13 protein-coding genes are annotated in these 14,809 nt (G+C 70.4%); 4 read left to right on the top strand and 9 right to left on the bottom strand.

Features of this window, described 5'->3' with window-relative positions; genetic code table 11:
* Positions 1–4: 4 nt before the first annotated feature.
* Together ACXJLU_RS19660 and ACXJLU_RS19655 are read right to left on the bottom strand one after the other, a co-directional pair.
* Positions 5–268, bottom strand: coding sequence for a hypothetical protein (locus ACXJLU_RS19660; protein ID WP_457333832.1), 264 nt, complete (start codon positions 266–268; stop codon positions 5–7).
* Between the two features lie 10 nt (positions 269–278).
* Positions 279–1,805, bottom strand: coding sequence for a DUF4331 domain-containing protein (locus ACXJLU_RS19655; RefSeq protein WP_457333830.1), 1,527 nt, complete (start codon positions 1,803–1,805; stop codon positions 279–281).
* 264 nt (positions 1,806–2,069) lie between these two features.
* Here ACXJLU_RS19655 and ACXJLU_RS19650 point away from each other — a divergent pair, with 264 nt between their 5' ends.
* Entirely contained in the window at positions 2,070–2,420 is a 351-nt protein-coding gene (locus tag ACXJLU_RS19650; protein WP_457333828.1) for a hypothetical protein, read from the top strand.
* Positions 2,421–2,471: 51 nt separating this feature from the next.
* On the opposite strand, the gene ACXJLU_RS19645 is transcribed toward ACXJLU_RS19650, so the two are convergent.
* The 6 genes from ACXJLU_RS19645 to ACXJLU_RS19620 form a co-directional block, all read right to left on the bottom strand.
* The gene (locus ACXJLU_RS19645; RefSeq protein WP_457333826.1) at positions 2,472–3,038 is read right to left on the bottom strand and encodes a porin family protein; all 567 of its coding nucleotides are present in this window, start codon (positions 3,036–3,038) and stop codon (positions 2,472–2,474) included.
* Positions 3,039–3,221: 183 nt separating this feature from the next.
* On the bottom strand, positions 3,222–4,727 hold the full coding sequence (locus tag ACXJLU_RS19640) for a class I adenylate-forming enzyme family protein (protein WP_457333824.1): 1,506 nt from the start codon (positions 4,725–4,727) through the stop codon (positions 3,222–3,224).
* 2 nt (positions 4,728–4,729) lie between these two features.
* Positions 4,730–5,656, bottom strand: a complete 927-nt coding sequence (locus ACXJLU_RS19635) for a 2-hydroxyacid dehydrogenase (RefSeq protein ID WP_457333822.1) — start codon at positions 5,654–5,656, stop codon at positions 4,730–4,732.
* 25 nt (positions 5,657–5,681) lie between these two features.
* The gene (locus tag ACXJLU_RS19630) at positions 5,682–6,668 is read right to left on the bottom strand and encodes a tripartite tricarboxylate transporter substrate binding protein (protein WP_457333820.1); all 987 of its coding nucleotides are present in this window, start codon (positions 6,666–6,668) and stop codon (positions 5,682–5,684) included.
* Positions 6,665–8,374 carry a long-chain fatty acid--CoA ligase gene (locus tag ACXJLU_RS19625; RefSeq protein ID WP_457333818.1) on the bottom strand — a complete coding sequence of 570 codons (1,710 nt, stop codon included), beginning with the start codon at positions 8,372–8,374 and terminating at the stop codon, positions 6,665–6,667. Before ACXJLU_RS19625 ends, ACXJLU_RS19630 begins: the two co-directional genes overlap by 4 nt.
* A gap of 120 nt (positions 8,375–8,494) precedes the next feature.
* The gene (locus ACXJLU_RS19620; RefSeq protein ID WP_457333816.1) at positions 8,495–9,298 is read right to left on the bottom strand and encodes an IclR family transcriptional regulator; all 804 of its coding nucleotides are present in this window, start codon (positions 9,296–9,298) and stop codon (positions 8,495–8,497) included.
* 87 nt (positions 9,299–9,385) lie between these two features.
* On the opposite strand from ACXJLU_RS19620, the gene ACXJLU_RS19615 reads away from it, so the two are divergent.
* The 3 genes from ACXJLU_RS19615 to ACXJLU_RS19605 all read left to right on the top strand — a co-directional run bounded on the left by ACXJLU_RS19615 (position 9,386) and on the right by ACXJLU_RS19605 (position 12,697).
* Positions 9,386–10,951 carry a 3-hydroxyacyl-CoA dehydrogenase gene (locus ACXJLU_RS19615; RefSeq protein ID WP_457333814.1) on the top strand — a complete coding sequence of 522 codons (1,566 nt, stop codon included), beginning with the start codon at positions 9,386–9,388 and terminating at the stop codon, positions 10,949–10,951.
* Between the two features lie 61 nt (positions 10,952–11,012).
* Positions 11,013–12,200: an acyl-CoA dehydrogenase gene (locus ACXJLU_RS19610; RefSeq protein WP_073462549.1), complete on the top strand. Its 1,188-nt coding sequence runs from the start codon at positions 11,013–11,015 to the stop codon at positions 12,198–12,200.
* Between the two features lie 11 nt (positions 12,201–12,211).
* On the top strand, positions 12,212–12,697 hold the full coding sequence (locus ACXJLU_RS19605; protein ID WP_457333812.1) for a glutathione peroxidase: 486 nt from the start codon (positions 12,212–12,214) through the stop codon (positions 12,695–12,697).
* On the opposite strand, the gene ACXJLU_RS19600 is transcribed toward ACXJLU_RS19605, so the two are convergent.
* Positions 12,634–14,772 (bottom strand): sensor domain-containing diguanylate cyclase, encoded by a 2,139-nt coding sequence (locus ACXJLU_RS19600; RefSeq protein ID WP_457333810.1) that lies wholly within the window; start codon positions 14,770–14,772, stop codon positions 12,634–12,636. The two genes, ACXJLU_RS19605 and ACXJLU_RS19600, sit on opposite strands and share 64 nt — an antisense overlap.
* Between the last annotated feature and the right edge of the window lie 37 nt (positions 14,773–14,809).

Here is a 14,809-nt window from a genome sequence, read left to right as displayed (position 1 = left end):
CAGATCACAGCGTGGCCGGTTCGTCGGTCTCGCTGGTCGGCACGCTCGTGATGGCGTCCAGGCTCAGCGGCTCGCCGCTGTCGGACGCCAGGTTCACCCGCGCCGCGGCGTACTCGGTGTACGCCGCCGGCGTGGCCGCCGCACTGACCGGCACCGCGGTTTCATCCGGGGCCGGCGCGTCGCCGCCGGACCCTCCGCCACCGCACGCTGCCAGCAACGCGGCACCCACCAGGCTGGTGCCGAGCGCTTGAAGAAGCTGGTTGTTCATGCTGCGCTCCTCAATGCGTGCCGCCGATGGGCGTGGTCAGGTACGGGAAGCCCGGCAGCAGCGGCACCACGGCCTGGTCGACCGCGTCATGCAGCTTCAGCGAGGTGGCCCCCAGCGGCACGTTGGCCGGCTTGCAGGCCGCGCCGAAGCCGAACTTGTCGGTGTCGCCATTGGCCATGCACAGCCCGCCCATCACCGCGACCAGCGAGACGTCGACCACGTCGTCCTTCGGCCGGCGCCCGTTCGGGAAGCCGGCGTTGTCGCTGCCGCCCGCGAGGATGTTGCCGACGATGCCGAGCCGGTTCTGGTCGGCGAAGGCCACCGGGGCGATCGCGGTGTTCAGCCGCAGCATTTCGGAGGGCGTCACGTTCGCCGGCTGGTTCACGCCCTTGATGCCGGTCAGGAAGGCCGTCACGAGGTCGGTGCGCGGCAGGTTCTTCGGTGCGGTGCCGGGCAGCTTCAGCGCGATCTCCAGCAGCGCGGGCAGCGTGGGGTTCGTGACGTAGGCGGCGAACTGCGCGTCGTCCTTTGGCTTCGAGCCGTTGAAGCGGTCCTTGTCGGGCAGGCCGATCACCACCTCGTTGACCAGCGGCATGCCCAGGCGCGAGACCTGGGTCCAGGCGCCGCCGGCCTTCTCGGTGGTCTGGTGGCCGGCCTTCGGCGTCGGGTCGAGCAGGCGCACCTGGCGCAGGCTGGCGCTGGTCCAGCCGCCGATCACCGGGTCGGTGCCGGCGGTCAGGCAGCTCTTGTGCACCTCGAGCGCGAGCGTCGTGACGTTCTTGTCGTCGATGGTGTTCGGTGCCGCATTGATCAGCGCCGGGTCGGTGATCACGGCCACCGGCGCGTTGACCAGGTCGAAGATGGTGCCGAGGTTGACCGCGAACGGGTCCTTGCGCTGGCCGGCGAACACCTTGCCCGGCATCGCGCAGCCCGGGATGTTGACGTTGTAGATGTGCTTGGCCGCATAGGCGGCGTAGTCGGGCAGGGTCTTCACGCCGATGTTGTCGACCGGCTTGTCGAAGGTGGCACTGCCGCCGGCCGCGTTGGTGATCGCGCTGCGCTTGCCGCTGCGGCGGTCGCCGCGCACCACGTCGACGGTGTAGGTCTCGGTGAGGTTCAGCGAGGCTGAACGAACGTCGGTGACCGGCCCGGCCTGGATCAGCGGGATCGCGACGTTCTTGTCGCCGATCGGCAGCTTGACGTTGTTCAGCGTGTTCTTGAAGCGGAACTGGAAGCTCAGGTCTTCCTTCGCGTCGCCGTTGTTGTCGATGTGGATCTCGTACAGCGCGTTCGGATCCATCGAGAAGTAGTTCGGGCCGCCGTAGGCGTCCTGCAGCGGCAGGTAGTTGGCGATCAGCGTGACGTAGTCGGTGCGGTCGGCCTCGTAGCTGCGGAACATGTAGAAATCGGTGGCGTCGACCTTGGGTTGCGTGGTGATGAACGGCGCCTCGCGGTGGCTGGAGGCATGGGCGGCGGCGCACAGCGCGAGGGTCGCGGCGAGCGCGAGCGGCGCGCTGCGCAAACGGGTGGGTGTCATGGCTTCTCCTGGTGTGTTGGCATGGCAGCCGGCGGTGTGCCGGCTGCCTTGCGTTACGCCAGGAGCGGCGTGGTGGACGCAGCGGCACTGCCTCGACCCTCTGCCGGTATCGGGCTTGCATCCAAGGGGCAAGCAGCGGCGTAACGGCTGCCCGGACTGCCCGCCGGAGGCAGCGCGACCCCTCGCTGCGGTCGTTGCAACTGGATGCGCGACAGTGCGTGCGGTGGCCTATGCTTGCCAACTTCGCCGCTGACCCGTTGTCCCATGCGCCTCCTCCCGACCGCCCTGACTGCCCTCACGCTGTTCGCCGGCTCCGCCCAGGCGCTGACGCTCGATGCGAAGAAGCTCGCCCGCTACGACGCCAGCTACCAGCGCTGCGAGGCGATGTACCCCGCGATGAAGGGTCAGCGCGACGTGGCCTACCTGCGGCTGTACCACGCGCCCGAAGACGAGAAGATGCTGGGCAAGCTGGCCGCGCTGCGCAAGAGCAGTGTCTATGTCGCCGAGCAGAAGCGCCTGAAGAAGACGCCGGTGGCGCCGGCGTCGGCCGCCTCGGGTCCGCTGGCGCAGCAGTGCCAGGGCCTGTGGGGCGAAGCGCAACGCGCAAAAAAATAGCCGACCCCGCGTCGAGCGAGATCGGCTGCTTCGTGTCAGCGGATCACCACATCAGAAGCTGTAGTTGACGCCAATCGTGTACAGCGTGGCCTTGGCCTTGTCGCCGTTGTGCTCGCCTTCGGTGTAGTCGATGGCGGCGGTCAGCGAGACTTCCTTGGTCAGCTTGTAGCCGACGCCGGCGCCAACGTAGCCTTTGGTCTTGCTCTCCGAGTCGGAGAAGGAAGAACCCGGCGACGTGACGCTCACCTTCACCTTGTTGCGGGCGATGCCGGCGCGGACCACGCCATTCCAGTCGGTTGCGAAGTCGCCCAACAGCGCCACGCCGAAGCCGAAGCCCGTCAGCGCCGCGTCGCCGCTGGCTTGGGGGTTTCCTCCCCCGAAGCCGCTGACCTTGGCCTTGCCGTAGTCGGCGTAGTGCGCCTCGACGGCCACGTTCTCGGTCAGCTTGTAGCCGCCGAACAGCTTGAAGCCGGTGTCACTCTTGTCGCAGTCGTTGATGCCGTTGCAAGGGACGTCGACGTTCGTACCACCGGCGGCCACGCCGACATAAATGCCTTCGGCGTGCGCGCCGACGCTGCCGGCCATCGCGATGAGGGCGGTGAAGAGGATCTTTTTCATGGGGGGAACCCTGTGTTGTCTCGTGGAGGTGGAGCCGGCCGATGACTGCTGCCGGCGCCGCGGGTGCGGACCTGCGGCGCGCGGGATGCTACGGGTAAACACGATGCCTTACCAGGAGGCGTCAGATACCCGACGAAGTCACCCGCCTTTCACGCGCCTGCAAGAAACCGCGGGCGCTTGTGCTCAGCGCCAGCGCTCGCGCAACTCGCGCTTGAGCACCTTGCCGATCGCACTGCGCGGCAGCTCGTCGACGAGGCGCACATCGGCCACCCGCTGCGTCTTGCCGACGCGGGCGTTCAGCCACTGCTTCAGGTCCTCGGCCGCTGCGTCCTGCGCGCCTTCGCGCACCACGACGAACGCCACCGGCGTCTCGCCCCATTCGGCCGACGGCACGCCCACCACCGCCGCATCGGCCACCGCCGGGTGCCCGCGCAGCACCGCCTCCAGGTCGCTCGGGTAGATGTTGAAACCGCCGCTGATCACCACGTCCTTCTTGCGATCGAGCAGCACCAGGAAGCCGTCCGCATCGAAGCGCCCGACGTCGCCGGTGCGGATGAAGCGCTTTCCCGCCGCGTCGAACCACTCGGCCTCGCGCGTCTTCTGCGGCTGCCGGTGGTAGCCCAGCATCATCCCGGGCGAATGGCCGACCACCTCGCCGGTGGCGCCGGCCGGCAGCTCGCCGCCGTCGTCGTCGATCAGCCGGATGTCGTGCCCTTCGGCGGGACACCCCACCGTGTGCAGCTTGTCCGGGCGCTCGTGCGCCGCGAGGATGCAGGTGCCGCCGCCCTCGGTCATGCCGTAGAACTCGACCAGCCCGCCCGGCCAGCGCGCCAGCACATCGGCCTTCAGCGCGGCGCCGAACGGCGCGCTGGTGCAGAACTTGTTGATGAAGGACGACAGGTCGTGCCGCTCGAAGCCGGGCAGCGCCATCAGCCGCTGGTACTGTACCGGCACCAGCATCGTGTGGGTCGCGCGGTGCTGCGCGGCCAGCGCGAGGTAGCCGGCGGCGTCGAACTTCGGCATCAGCACGACGCAGCCACCGCTGGCCAGCGTCGGGAAGAACACCACCAGCGTCGTGTTCGAGTACAGCGGCGTCGCGAGCAGCGTGATGCCGTCGGGCGTGTAGCCGAACTGCCGGCTGCGTTGCACGTGCGCCCAGCGCATGCCGTGCGACTGCACGATGCCTTTCGGCACGCCGGTGGTGCCGGACGAATAGATGATGTTGAACGGCGCCTCGGGCGGCAGCGGCAGCTCGGCCAGCGGCGAACCGGCCGGCGCGAGCCAGCGCTCGAAGGCCGCATCGTCGTCGAGCGCGATGCGGGGCAGCGCCGACGGCGCGATCAACGCCGACGCCGCCGCGTCGACGAACAGTGCTCGCGGCTGCGCATCGGCCAGCATCGCCGCCACGCTGTCGGCCGTCGACGACGGCGCGAGCGGCGCGACGACCACGCCGGCCCGCAGCGCACCGAGGAACACCGCCGCGTAGCGCGTCGACGTGCCGGCGCACACCGCGACCGCATCGCCCGGCTGTGCGCCATCGCGCTGCAGCGCGGCCGCGATACGGTCCATCAGCGCGTCGAGCGCGCCGTAGGTCAGCAACTCGTTGCCTTGCAGCAGCGCCGCCTGCGCAGGCCGCGCCCGCGCATGGGCGCGGATCCGCGCGGGAAGGGTCTCGAAGGCTTCGTCCATCGTCAGTACCCGGCCGAACGGTCGACGCCGTGCGGCAGTGGCAACCCGTCGCGGGCACGGCGCAGCGCATCGAGGCATTGCGCCGCGACGGTGTCGAACGAGGCTTGCGCGGCGATGTGCGGCGTCGCGACCAGCTTCGGGTGCTGCCAGACCCAGTTCGACGGATCCGGCGGCTCGCGCTCGAACACGTCGAGCGCGGCGCCGGCCAGGTGGCCTTCGTCGAGCAGCGCGCGCAGGTCGGCTTCCACCAGGTGCTCGCCGCGGCCGACGCTGACGACGAAGGCGCCGCGCGGCAACTGCGACAGCGTCGCCCGGTTCAACAGCCCGCGCGTGGCCGGCGTCAACGGCAGCGTGCAGACCAGCACGTCGCTGCGCGCGAGCAGCGACGCGAGCCCGGCGTCGCCGGTGAACACCTCGACACCGGGCACCGGCGCGCCGCGGCGGCTCCAGCCTGCCACGGGATACCCGAGCGGCGTGAAGGCGCGTGCCACCGCCTGGCCGACCTCACCCAGTCCCAGCACGCCGACACGGCATTGCGATGCCGGCCGCACCGGGTGCCGGCGCCATTCGGCTTGCGCCTGCTGCCGTGCATAGAGACCGAGGTCCCTTGTGAAGCCGAGCGTGCAGGCGAGCACGTACTGGGCGATCTCGCGGCCTTGGCCGGGATCGACGACACGGGTCAGCGCGACCGACTCGGGCAGGTCGGGCGGCATCAGCTTGTCGACGCCGGCCCCGATGCTGCACACCATGCGCAGATTCGGGTAGCGGGCGGCCTGGCCCGGTTGCAGGCGCCAGGCGAGGATCGCTTCGACGCGGTCCGGCGGCGCGTCGGCCTCGGTGGTCCACAGCGCCAGGTCGGGTTGGGCGCGGCGCAACGCTTGCGCATAGGGTTCGACGGGGAGTGGGGACAGCAGGGCGAGCAGGCTCATGTCGGTTCTTGTGCAAGAGGCCTCGTCATGCCTTGGCGGCCAGGCCCAGCCGCTCGATCAGCGCCTTGTCCTTCACGAAGGTCTCGCGCGCCCACTTCGCGTAGTCGTCGCCGCTGCGGTACCAGGCCTCCTGGTTCAGCTGGTCGAGCAGTTCGACGTGGCGCGGGTCGTCCATCGCCTTCTTGAACGCATCGTGCAGCGTCTTCACGACCGCCGGGTCCATGCCCTTCGGGCCGACCAGCCCGTACGGCGAGCTCGACACCACGCCGTAGCCCAGGTCCTTCGCGGTCGGCACGTTCGGCCAGCGCTTCGTGCGCCGCTCGCCGAAGGTGACGAGCAGCCGCATCTGGCCGTTGTCGACGAACTTGTCCCAGCCGGTCGCGTCGCTCTGCGCCATCACATGCCCGCCGAGCAGCGCCTGCTGCAGGTCGGCATTGCCCTTGAACGGGATGTGGTTCAGCGTGACCTTCGCGTTGTCGGCCAGCTCTTCCATCAGCAGGTGCGGCGAGGTGCCGATGCCGGTGGAGCCGTAGTCGACCTTGCCGGGTTCGCGGCGCGCCGCCTCGATGTAGTCGTTGAAGGTCTTGAACGGCGAGTCGGCGCGCACCGTGAAGCCGAAGGTGTAGCCCGAGATGCCCATGATGAAGGTGAAATCGCTGATCGGGTTCCACGCCACCTTCTGCATGTGCGGCAGCCGCAGCATGCCCATCGGGTACTGCGCGATGGTGTAGCCGTCGGGCTTCGCGGTGCCGGCCATCATCCCCGGGCCGAGCGTGCCGCCGGCACCGGGCTGGTTCTGCACGATGACGTTCTGGCCGAGCAGCTTGCCGGCGATGTCGGCCAGCGTGCGCAGGTGGCGGTCGGTCGAGCCGCCGGCCGGCCACGGCACGATCAGCGTGATGGGCTTGCTCGGGAAGCTCTCGGCGCGCAGCACGCGCAGCGGTGCCGCGAGGGCCGCGCCGCCGGCGGCGACGATCAGCGAGCGGCGGCGCAACAGGGGGATGTCGGTCATGGGGTGTCTCCTCGGGGTGTGTTCAGTTCGCGCTCCTGCAGCTCGCGCCACATCACCTTGCCGGTGCCGGACTTGGGCAACGCGGCGACGAACTCGACGATGCGCGGGCTCTTGTAGGCGGCCATGTGCTCGTGGCTCCAGGCGATCAGCTCCTGCGCGGTCACCGACTCGTGCCCCGCGCGCCGCACGACCAGCGCCTTCACCGTCTCGCCGCGGCGCTCGTCGCGCGCGGCGATCACGCAGGCCTCGAGCACGGCCGGGTGGCGGTACATCAGCGATTCGACCTCGGCCGGCCACACCTTGAAGCCCGACGCGTTGATCATCCGCTTGAGCCGGTCGACCATGAAGAAGTAGCCGTCGGCATCGACCTGCGCGAGGTCGCCGGTGCGCAGGAAGGCGCGGCCGTCGATCTCGATGAAGGCGTCGCGGGTGGCGGCCTCGTCGTTCCAGTAGCCGCGCATCACCTGCGGGCCGTGCACCACCACCTCGCCGGTCTCGCCGCGCGGCAGCTCGAGCAGCGTGGCCGGGTCGACCACCCGCGCATCGACGTCGAACACCGGGATGCCGAGGCACTGCGGCTTGGGCCGGTGCGGCGGGTTGATGTGCGTCGCGGCCATCGCCTCGGTCATGCCGTAGCCCTCGACGTAATCGAGGCCCGTCAGTTCGCGCAGCCGCGCGGCCACGGCGGCCGGCATCGCCGCGCCGCCGCCGCGGATGCCCTGCAGGCTGGACAGGTCGTAGTCCGCCAGGCGCGGGTTCGACAGGAAGTCGACCACCATCGTCGAGATCGCCTGCAGCACCGTGGCGCGGTGGCGCTGGATGCACTGCGCGGCGGCATCGCGGTCCCAGCGTGCCAGCACCACCGTCGTCGCGCCGAGGTACAACGGGCCGTTCAGGCTGCCGGCCATGCCGGTGACGTGGAAGAACGGCAGCACCGACAGGTAGACGGCATCCTGCGTGCGGCCGAACCACTGCACGCCGCCGACCAGCGTGCTCATCACGCTGCGGTGGGTGTGCATGCAGCCCTTCGGCTGGCCGGTGGTGCCGGAGGTGTAGGGCATCACGCAAAGGTCGTGCGGGCCGGCGGTCAGCGGGCCGGGGCGCTTGTCGTGCGCGAGGGCGTCGCGCCAGGCGGTGAGCTTCGGCGCGTCGAAGGCGAGCGGGGCGGCCGAGACGATCTCGGGCACCGGCAGGTCGGTCGGCGTGGTCAGCGCATCGGCGTAGGTGACGACGAGCAGCTGCCGCAGGGCGGCCGCATCGGGTTCAACGGATTCCTCGAGCAGCGGCTGCATCTGCGCCAGCAGGTCCTGCGGCACGACCGCCACGCGCGCGCCGCTGTCGTGCACGTAGTGGCGCAACTCCTCGCTGCGGTTCATCGGGTTGACCGGCACCACCACCGCGTTGGCGCGCAGGATGCCGTAGAACGCCATCACCCACTGCGGGCTGTTCTGCAGGTAGAGCAGCACGCGGTCGCCGGCCTGCACGCCGACGTGCTGAAGCCAGCCGGCGATGCGTTCGCTGCCGGCCAGCAGCTGCGCATAGGTCATCACGCTGTCGTAGAAGATGACCGCCGCCTTGTCCGGATAGCGCCGCGCCGACACCTCCAGGTTGTGGAAGAGGTTGGTCTGCGGCAGCGTCAGGTGGTGCGGCAAGCCGGGGGGCCAGTGGGCGAAATGCGCTTGGGCGGGAGGTGGGGCTTGCTGCATGGACGGTGCGGCGGCGCTGTTCCGCGGTGCGGAACACGGTGCTGGGGATCGGACCATGCTAGGAGCCGGACGGGGGCTTGTAAACACGGTGAATCCCGCTGTCGCGAAGGTGTCAGGCGATCACCTCAGCAACGACGCCTCCAGCCGGTCCACCATCTCGATCAGCCGCGGGCGCACCTCGCCCAGCAGGAACTCCTTCGACAGCTTGAACGACGGCCCGCCGCAGTTGATGGCCATCGGCGGCAGCCCGCCGCCGGGGCGGAACGCGCGGGCGATGGCGTTCACGTCTTTCTGCCATTCGCCGAACGAGGTCGCGACGCCCAGCGTGTGGTGGTCGTCCACCGCCCGCGTGATGGCGCGCTGCAGCTCGGGCCACGCCACTTCGTCGACCTCCTGCACGCGCTCGAGCACATCCTGGCGCTCGCGCTCGCCGGCCAGCGCGAGCCAGGCGCGGCCGATCGCCGAGGTGGCCACCGGGATGCGCGAGCCGACGTCCAGGCTCAGCGTCAGCGCCGCGCTGCTGCGGCAGTTCTCGACGTAGATCATCGACAGCCGGTCGCGCGTGCCGAGCGACACCATCGCGCGCGAGAAATCCGCCAGCTCCTGCATCGCCGGCCGCGCGAGCTGGCGCACGTCGAGCCGCGCCAGCATCGCGCTGCCAAGCGACAGCGTCGCGGTGCCGAGCCGGTACTTGCCGCTGTCCTCGACCTGGATCAGGTAGCCGAGGCGCGTGAGCGTGGCGGTCAGCCGCGAGACGGTGGACTTGGGCAGCCGGCAGCGCTGCGCGATCTCCTGGTTGCCCAGCGCCTTGTCGCCGCTGCGGTAGCAGGCCAGCACCTCCAGCCCGCGCGCGAGCGCGGTGACGAAGTGGCGGTCTTCCTTCGGGCGCGGCGGCGTGGGGGTGCCTGCGGCGGACGATTCCATGGGCGTGTGGACAACGTTGATTGACAGTCGAAGACGGCACCGGGAACAATCGGCGGCTGGCGTGAGCTCGCAGAATGGTATTCCGCAATGCAGACCGATCACAAGGGTGAAAGCCCCGGCCATCCTCCAGAAGGGACTCCGCGCGACTTCGCGACCGACGCGCTGACGCTCGGCGTGGTCGGTGCCGGCGTGATGGGCATGGGCATCGTGCAGATCGCGGCGCAGGCCGGGCTGGAGGTGCGGGTCTTCGATGCGCGCGCCGGCGGCGCGGCGGCCGGGTGCGAGAAGCTGGCCGTCACGCTGCGCACGCTGCACGAACGCGGCAAGCTGAGCGCCGCGCAGGCGGCCGCGGCCACCGCGCGCTTCGCGCCGGTGGTCGCGATCGAGGCGCTGCGCGGCTGCGATGTCGTCATCGAGGCCATCGTCGAAGACCTCGGCGCCAAGCAGGCGCTGTTCGCCGAGCTCGAGGCGCTGGTGCGCGACGACTGCGTGCTCGCGAGCAACACCTCGTCGTTGTCGGTCACCGCGATCGCGGCTTCGCTGCGGCTGCCGTCGCGCGTGGCCGGCTTCCATTTCTTCAACCCGGTGCCGGTGATGAAGGTGGTCGAGGCGGTCGACGGACTGCTGACCGACCCGGCCGTCACGCAGAACCTGCTGGCGCTCGGCCGCCGCCTGGGCCACACCGCGGTGCGCGCGAAGGACACGCCGGGCTTCATCGTCAACCACGCCGGGCGCGGCTTCGGCACCGAAGGGCTGCGCATCCTGTCGGAAGGCATCGCCGAATTCCACGACGTCGACCGCGTGCTGCGCGACGTGGCCGGCTTCATCGTCGGCCCGTTCGAGCTGATGGACATCACCGCGCTCGACGTGTCGCACCCGGTGATGGAATCGATCTACCGCCAGTACTACGACGAGCCGCGCTACCGCCCGCAACCGCTGACGCGCCAGATGCTCGCGGCCGGGCTGGTCGGGCGCAAGGCCGGGCGCGGCTTCTACCGCTACGACGGCGGGCAGAAGCAGGCCATCGCCGAAGCGCCTGCGCCGGATGCCCGTCCGGCGGCCGTCTGGCTGGCACCGGATGCGCCTGCTGCGCTGCGCTCGCTCGTGGCCACGCTGGGCGTGCCGATCGACGACGGCAGCACGCCGCGTGCCGACAGCCTGTGCGTGGTCGCACCGGTCGGCGACGACGCCACCACCTGCGTGCAGCGGCTCGGGCTCGATGCGCAGCGCAGCGTCGCGGTCGAGACGCTGTTCGACCTGTCGCGCCGCCGCGTCGTGATGACCACGCCGGCCACCACCGCCGCATGGCGCGACGCCGCGCACGGCCTGTTCGCGGCCGACGGCGTGCCGGTCACCGTGATCCGCGACAGCGCGGGCCTGGTCGCGCAGCGCGCCGTCGCGACCATCGTCAACATCGCCTGCGACATCGCCCAGCAGCGCATCGCGACGCCGGCCGACATCGACCTCGCCGTCAAGCTCGGCCTCAACTACCCGCTGCCGCCGCTCGCATGGGGCGACCGGCTCGGCGCGCGCACGGTGCTCGCGATCCTCGAACGCATGCACGCCTTCTACGGCGACCCGCGCTACCGCCCGAGCCCGTGGCTGAAGCGGCGCGCGCTGCTCGGCATGTCGCTGCTGGCGGATGAAGCCTGAGGCCGCCGACAAGCGTTACCCTGCGCCATCGAACCCCGAACCCTCTCCCGGAGATTCCGTCATGTCCACGCCCAAAGCCGCCTTCCAGTGGGACGACCCGCTGCTGCTCGACCAGCAGCTCGACAGCGACGAGCGCCAGGTGCGCGACGCCGCCCGCGACTACGCGCAGGGCCGGCTCGCACCGCGCGTGCTCGAGGCCTTCCGCCATGAGAAGACCGATGTCGCGATCTTCCGCGAGATGGGCGAGCTGGGCCTGCTCGGCCCGACGATCCCCGAGGCCTACGGCGGTGCCGCGCTGAACTACGTCTGCTACGGGCTGGTGGCGCGCGAGGTCGAGCGCGTCGACTCCGGCTACCGCTCGATGATGAGCGTGCAGTCGTCGCTGGTGATGGTGCCGATCCACGAGTTCGGCAACGAGGCCACGAAGCAGAAGTACCTGCCCAAGCTCGCGCGCGGCGAATGGATCGGCTGCTTCGGCCTGACCGAACCCGACCATGGCTCCGACCCCGGCAGCATGGTCACGCGGGCGCGCAAGGTCGACGGCGGCTACAGCCTGTCGGGCGCGAAGATGTGGATCACCAACAGCCCGATCGCCGATGTGTTCGTGGTCTGGGCCAAGGACGACAGCGGCGCGATCCGCGGCTTCGTGCTCGAGAAGGGCTGGAAGGGCCTGAGCGCGCCGGCGGTGCACGGCAAGGTCGGCTTGCGCGCCAGCATCACCGGCGAGATCGTGATGGACAACGTGTTCTGCCCCGAGGAGAACGCCTTCCCCGAGGTGCGCGGCCTGAAGGGCCCGTTCACCTGCCTGAACAGCGCGCGCTACGGCATCGCGTGGGGCGCGCTCGGCGCGGCCGAGGACTGCTGGCACCGCGCGCGCCAGTACGTGCTCGACCGCAAGCAGTTCGGCCGCCCGCTTGCGGCCAACCAGCTGGTGCAGAAGAAGCTGGCCGACATGCAGACCGAGATCACGCTCGGCCTGCAGGGCTGCCTGCGCCTCGGCCGCATGAAGGACGAAGGCACGGCCGCGGTCGAGATCACGTCGATCATGAAGCGCAACTCGTGTGGCAAGAGCCTGGACATCGCCCGCCTGGCGCGCGACATGATGGGCGGCAACGGCATCAGCGACGAGTTCGGCGTCGCGCGGCACCTGGTGAACCTGGAGGTGGTCAACACCTACGAAGGCACGCATGATGTGCACGCGCTGATCCTCGGCCGCGCCCAGACGGGCATCGCCGCCTTTTCGAATTGAAGGGAAACAACATGACCACCGCTTATGACTTCGAAGCCGCCACCATCGACGGCAAGCCGGCGCCGCTCGCCGCGCAGCGCGGCAAGGTGCTGCTGATCGTCAACACCGCGAGCGCCTGCGGCTTCACGCCGCAGTTCGCCGGGCTGGAGGCGCTGTGGAAGAAGTACGCCGACAAGGGCCTGGTGGTGGTCGGCTTCCCGAGCAACCAGTTCGGCCACCAGGACCCGGGAAGCAACGACGAGATCTCGTCGTTCTGCCAGCTGAACTACGGCGTCAGCTTCCCGATGATGGCCAAGACCGACGTGAACGGCGGCGACGCGCACCCGCTCTACAAGTGGCTGACCGCCGAAGCCCCGGGCATCCTCGGCACCAAGGCGATCAAGTGGAATTTCACGAAGTTCCTGGTCGGCAAGGACGGCCAGGTGCTCAAGCGCTACGCGCCGACCGACACGCCCGAATCCTTGTCGGCCGACATCGAGGCCGCGCTGTCAGCCTGAATGACTGCGGCCTGAGCGGCTGGCGCCTGAACGAGTTCGGCCGGCGCGTTGCCCGCCGGTGCCACGCACACGCGGTTGCGGCCGGCCGCCTTGGCGACGTACAGCGCGGTGTCGGCGCGCGACAGCAGCGCCTCGAGTGAATCGCCGGCCGGCAGCACGACCGCCACGCCGACGCTGACCGTCGGGCGGATGGGCCGGCCCACATCATCCTCGACGCTCAAGGCCTCGATCGCCACGCGCAAGCGCTCGGCCGCCGCCACCGCGCCGTCGTGGTCGGTGTCCGGCAGCAGCGCGACGAACTCCTCGCCGCCCCAGCGGCCGAACACGTCGAGCTCGCGCAAGGCGCCCTGGCAGGCCCGTGACACCGCCTGCAGCACGCGGTCGCCGGCCGGGTGGCCGTGCTCGTCGTTGACGCGCTTGAACAGGTCGATGTCGAGCAGCAGGACCGAGAAGCTCGCCGCGGTGCGGCCGACGCGCTTCAGCTCGACGCCGCCGCGCGCGGCGATGGCGCGCCGGTTCAGCGCGCCGGTCAGCGGATCGGTGGTGGCCAGCGTCTCCAGCTGGTCCTGCGCCTGCTTCAGCGCGGTCACCTCGGTCAGGCTGCACAGCCAGCCGGGCTCGTCTTCATGCACCAGCGGCACGCAGCGCACCAGCACCCAGAACGGCGTGCTGTCGCCGCGGTGCAGGCACATCTCGCTGACGCGGCCGGCCTCGATCTGCTCCTGCGACGACAGGCTCTTGATCAGGTCGTGCAGTTGCTCGTGCGCGCTGCGGCGGGCGCTGGCCGCGTCGGTGGTGCCGTCGTCGCCGAACAGCCGCAGCAGCGCCGCGTTGGCCATCATGATCGACAGGTCGGCCTGGCGCAGCACCGCGACCGGCGCCGGCGCCGCCTGCAGCACGTCTTCGGCGGCCTTGCGGCGCAGCGATACCAGCGCCTCGCGGCGGCGTTTCTCGGCATAGCCCAGCAGCAGCAGCAGCGCGGCGAGCGCGCCGGCCTCCAGCGGCATGGTGCGCAGCGCGGCCCAGCGCAGCTGCGCGCGGTCGACCACGATCGCGTAGCGCCACGGCGTGGATTCGATGTCGTAGACCAGCGCCCAATCGGCCGCCAGCTCCTGCCGGTTGTTGGCCGGCGCGGTGCGCAGCGCGCCCCAGTCGCCGGCCGCACCGGCACGCTGCGCGACCTGCTGCAGCGTCGGCGCCTTGTCGGAGGCGCCGCCGACCATCGTCGGGTGCGCAATCACGCGGTCGCGGTCGTCGAGGATGAAGGCGGTCGCGATGCCGAGCGCCGGCCGGCGCACGTACTGCGACAGGCTGTCGAGCTGGAAATCCATCGCCGCGATGGCCCGGTAACGGCCCTCGGCATCGTCGATCGGGATCGCCAGCGTGCTGATCAGCCCGTTGCCCTTGGGGTCGTCGTACGAGGCCGACCAGACCGGCGTGCGGCCGGGGTTGCGCTCGACGAGGCCGTCGCGGTAGGGATCGCGGGCCAGCATGTCGGGCGTGAACAGCTGCAGGTCGTCGGAGGCCGGCGGGTAGATCAGGTGGAAGCCCTGGCCCGACAGGTAGTAGACGGCGGCGGCCGCCGATTGCGTGGCCTTGGCCTGGATCAGCGCCGGGCCGAGGGACAGCGCGATCTCGATCTCGCGGCCCTTGTCGAGGCCGGCCTCGCTGTCCGGAGCCGGCTTGACACCGGCCATGCTGAAGGCCGGCGAATCGGAATGGTTGTTGACCGACGCGCGTGCGGTGCGGTGCGCGGCGCGCGTGATCGGCAGCAGCACGGTGGTGCCGGGGAGGTCGAGCCGCTCGGCGAGCGCCGCCTGGTGTTCCTTCGACAGCGCGAGGCCCTGCTGCTGGAACAGGCCGTTCGCGACGCCCTGCAGCATGAAGACGCTGTTGCGGGCCGAGCGGGTCGACAGCCCGACCTCGCGCGCCGCCTCGTGCGCGGCCTCCTGCATGTCGCCCCACAGCCGGTCCTGGCGGGCCGACCACGCGGCCACGAAGACGCCCACCGCCAACGTCACCACGGTGGCGTAAGCGGCCCAGTGCGCCTTGTTGCGGATCGATCTGACAGTCACTCGGGGAACTCGCTTGTCTCTTGCCCTGCGCCGGGGC

Source organism: Rhizobacter sp. P5_C2 (assembly GCF_054049715.1).
Note: the sequence above shows the minus strand (reverse complement) of the source record. Positions and strands in the feature narration are given on the sequence as shown.

Coding starts and splice junctions, on each gene's coding strand:
- ACXJLU_RS19645 (WP_457333826.1), bottom strand. CDS start 3,038: ATGAAAAAGATCCTCTTCACCGCCCTCATCGCGATGGCCGGCAGCGTC.
- ACXJLU_RS19650 (WP_457333828.1), top strand. CDS start 2,070: ATGCGCCTCCTCCCGACCGCCCTGACTGCCCTCACGCTGTTCGCCGGC.
- ACXJLU_RS19615 (WP_457333814.1), top strand. CDS start 9,386: ATGCAGACCGATCACAAGGGTGAAAGCCCCGGCCATCCTCCAGAAGGG.
- ACXJLU_RS19660 (WP_457333832.1), bottom strand. CDS start 268: ATGAACAACCAGCTTCTTCAAGCGCTCGGCACCAGCCTGGTGGGTGCC.
- ACXJLU_RS19635 (WP_457333822.1), bottom strand. CDS start 5,656: ATGAGCCTGCTCGCCCTGCTGTCCCCACTCCCCGTCGAACCCTATGCG.
- ACXJLU_RS19625 (WP_457333818.1), bottom strand. CDS start 8,374: ATGCAGCAAGCCCCACCTCCCGCCCAAGCGCATTTCGCCCACTGGCCC.
- ACXJLU_RS19605 (WP_457333812.1), top strand. CDS start 12,212: ATGACCACCGCTTATGACTTCGAAGCCGCCACCATCGACGGCAAGCCG.
- ACXJLU_RS19620 (WP_457333816.1), bottom strand. CDS start 9,298: ATGGAATCGTCCGCCGCAGGCACCCCCACGCCGCCGCGCCCGAAGGAA.
- ACXJLU_RS19610 (WP_073462549.1), top strand. CDS start 11,013: ATGTCCACGCCCAAAGCCGCCTTCCAGTGGGACGACCCGCTGCTGCTC.
- ACXJLU_RS19640 (WP_457333824.1), bottom strand. CDS start 4,727: ATGGACGAAGCCTTCGAGACCCTTCCCGCGCGGATCCGCGCCCATGCG.
- ACXJLU_RS19655 (WP_457333830.1), bottom strand. CDS start 1,805: ATGACACCCACCCGTTTGCGCAGCGCGCCGCTCGCGCTCGCCGCGACC.
- ACXJLU_RS19630 (WP_457333820.1), bottom strand. CDS start 6,668: ATGACCGACATCCCCCTGTTGCGCCGCCGCTCGCTGATCGTCGCCGCC.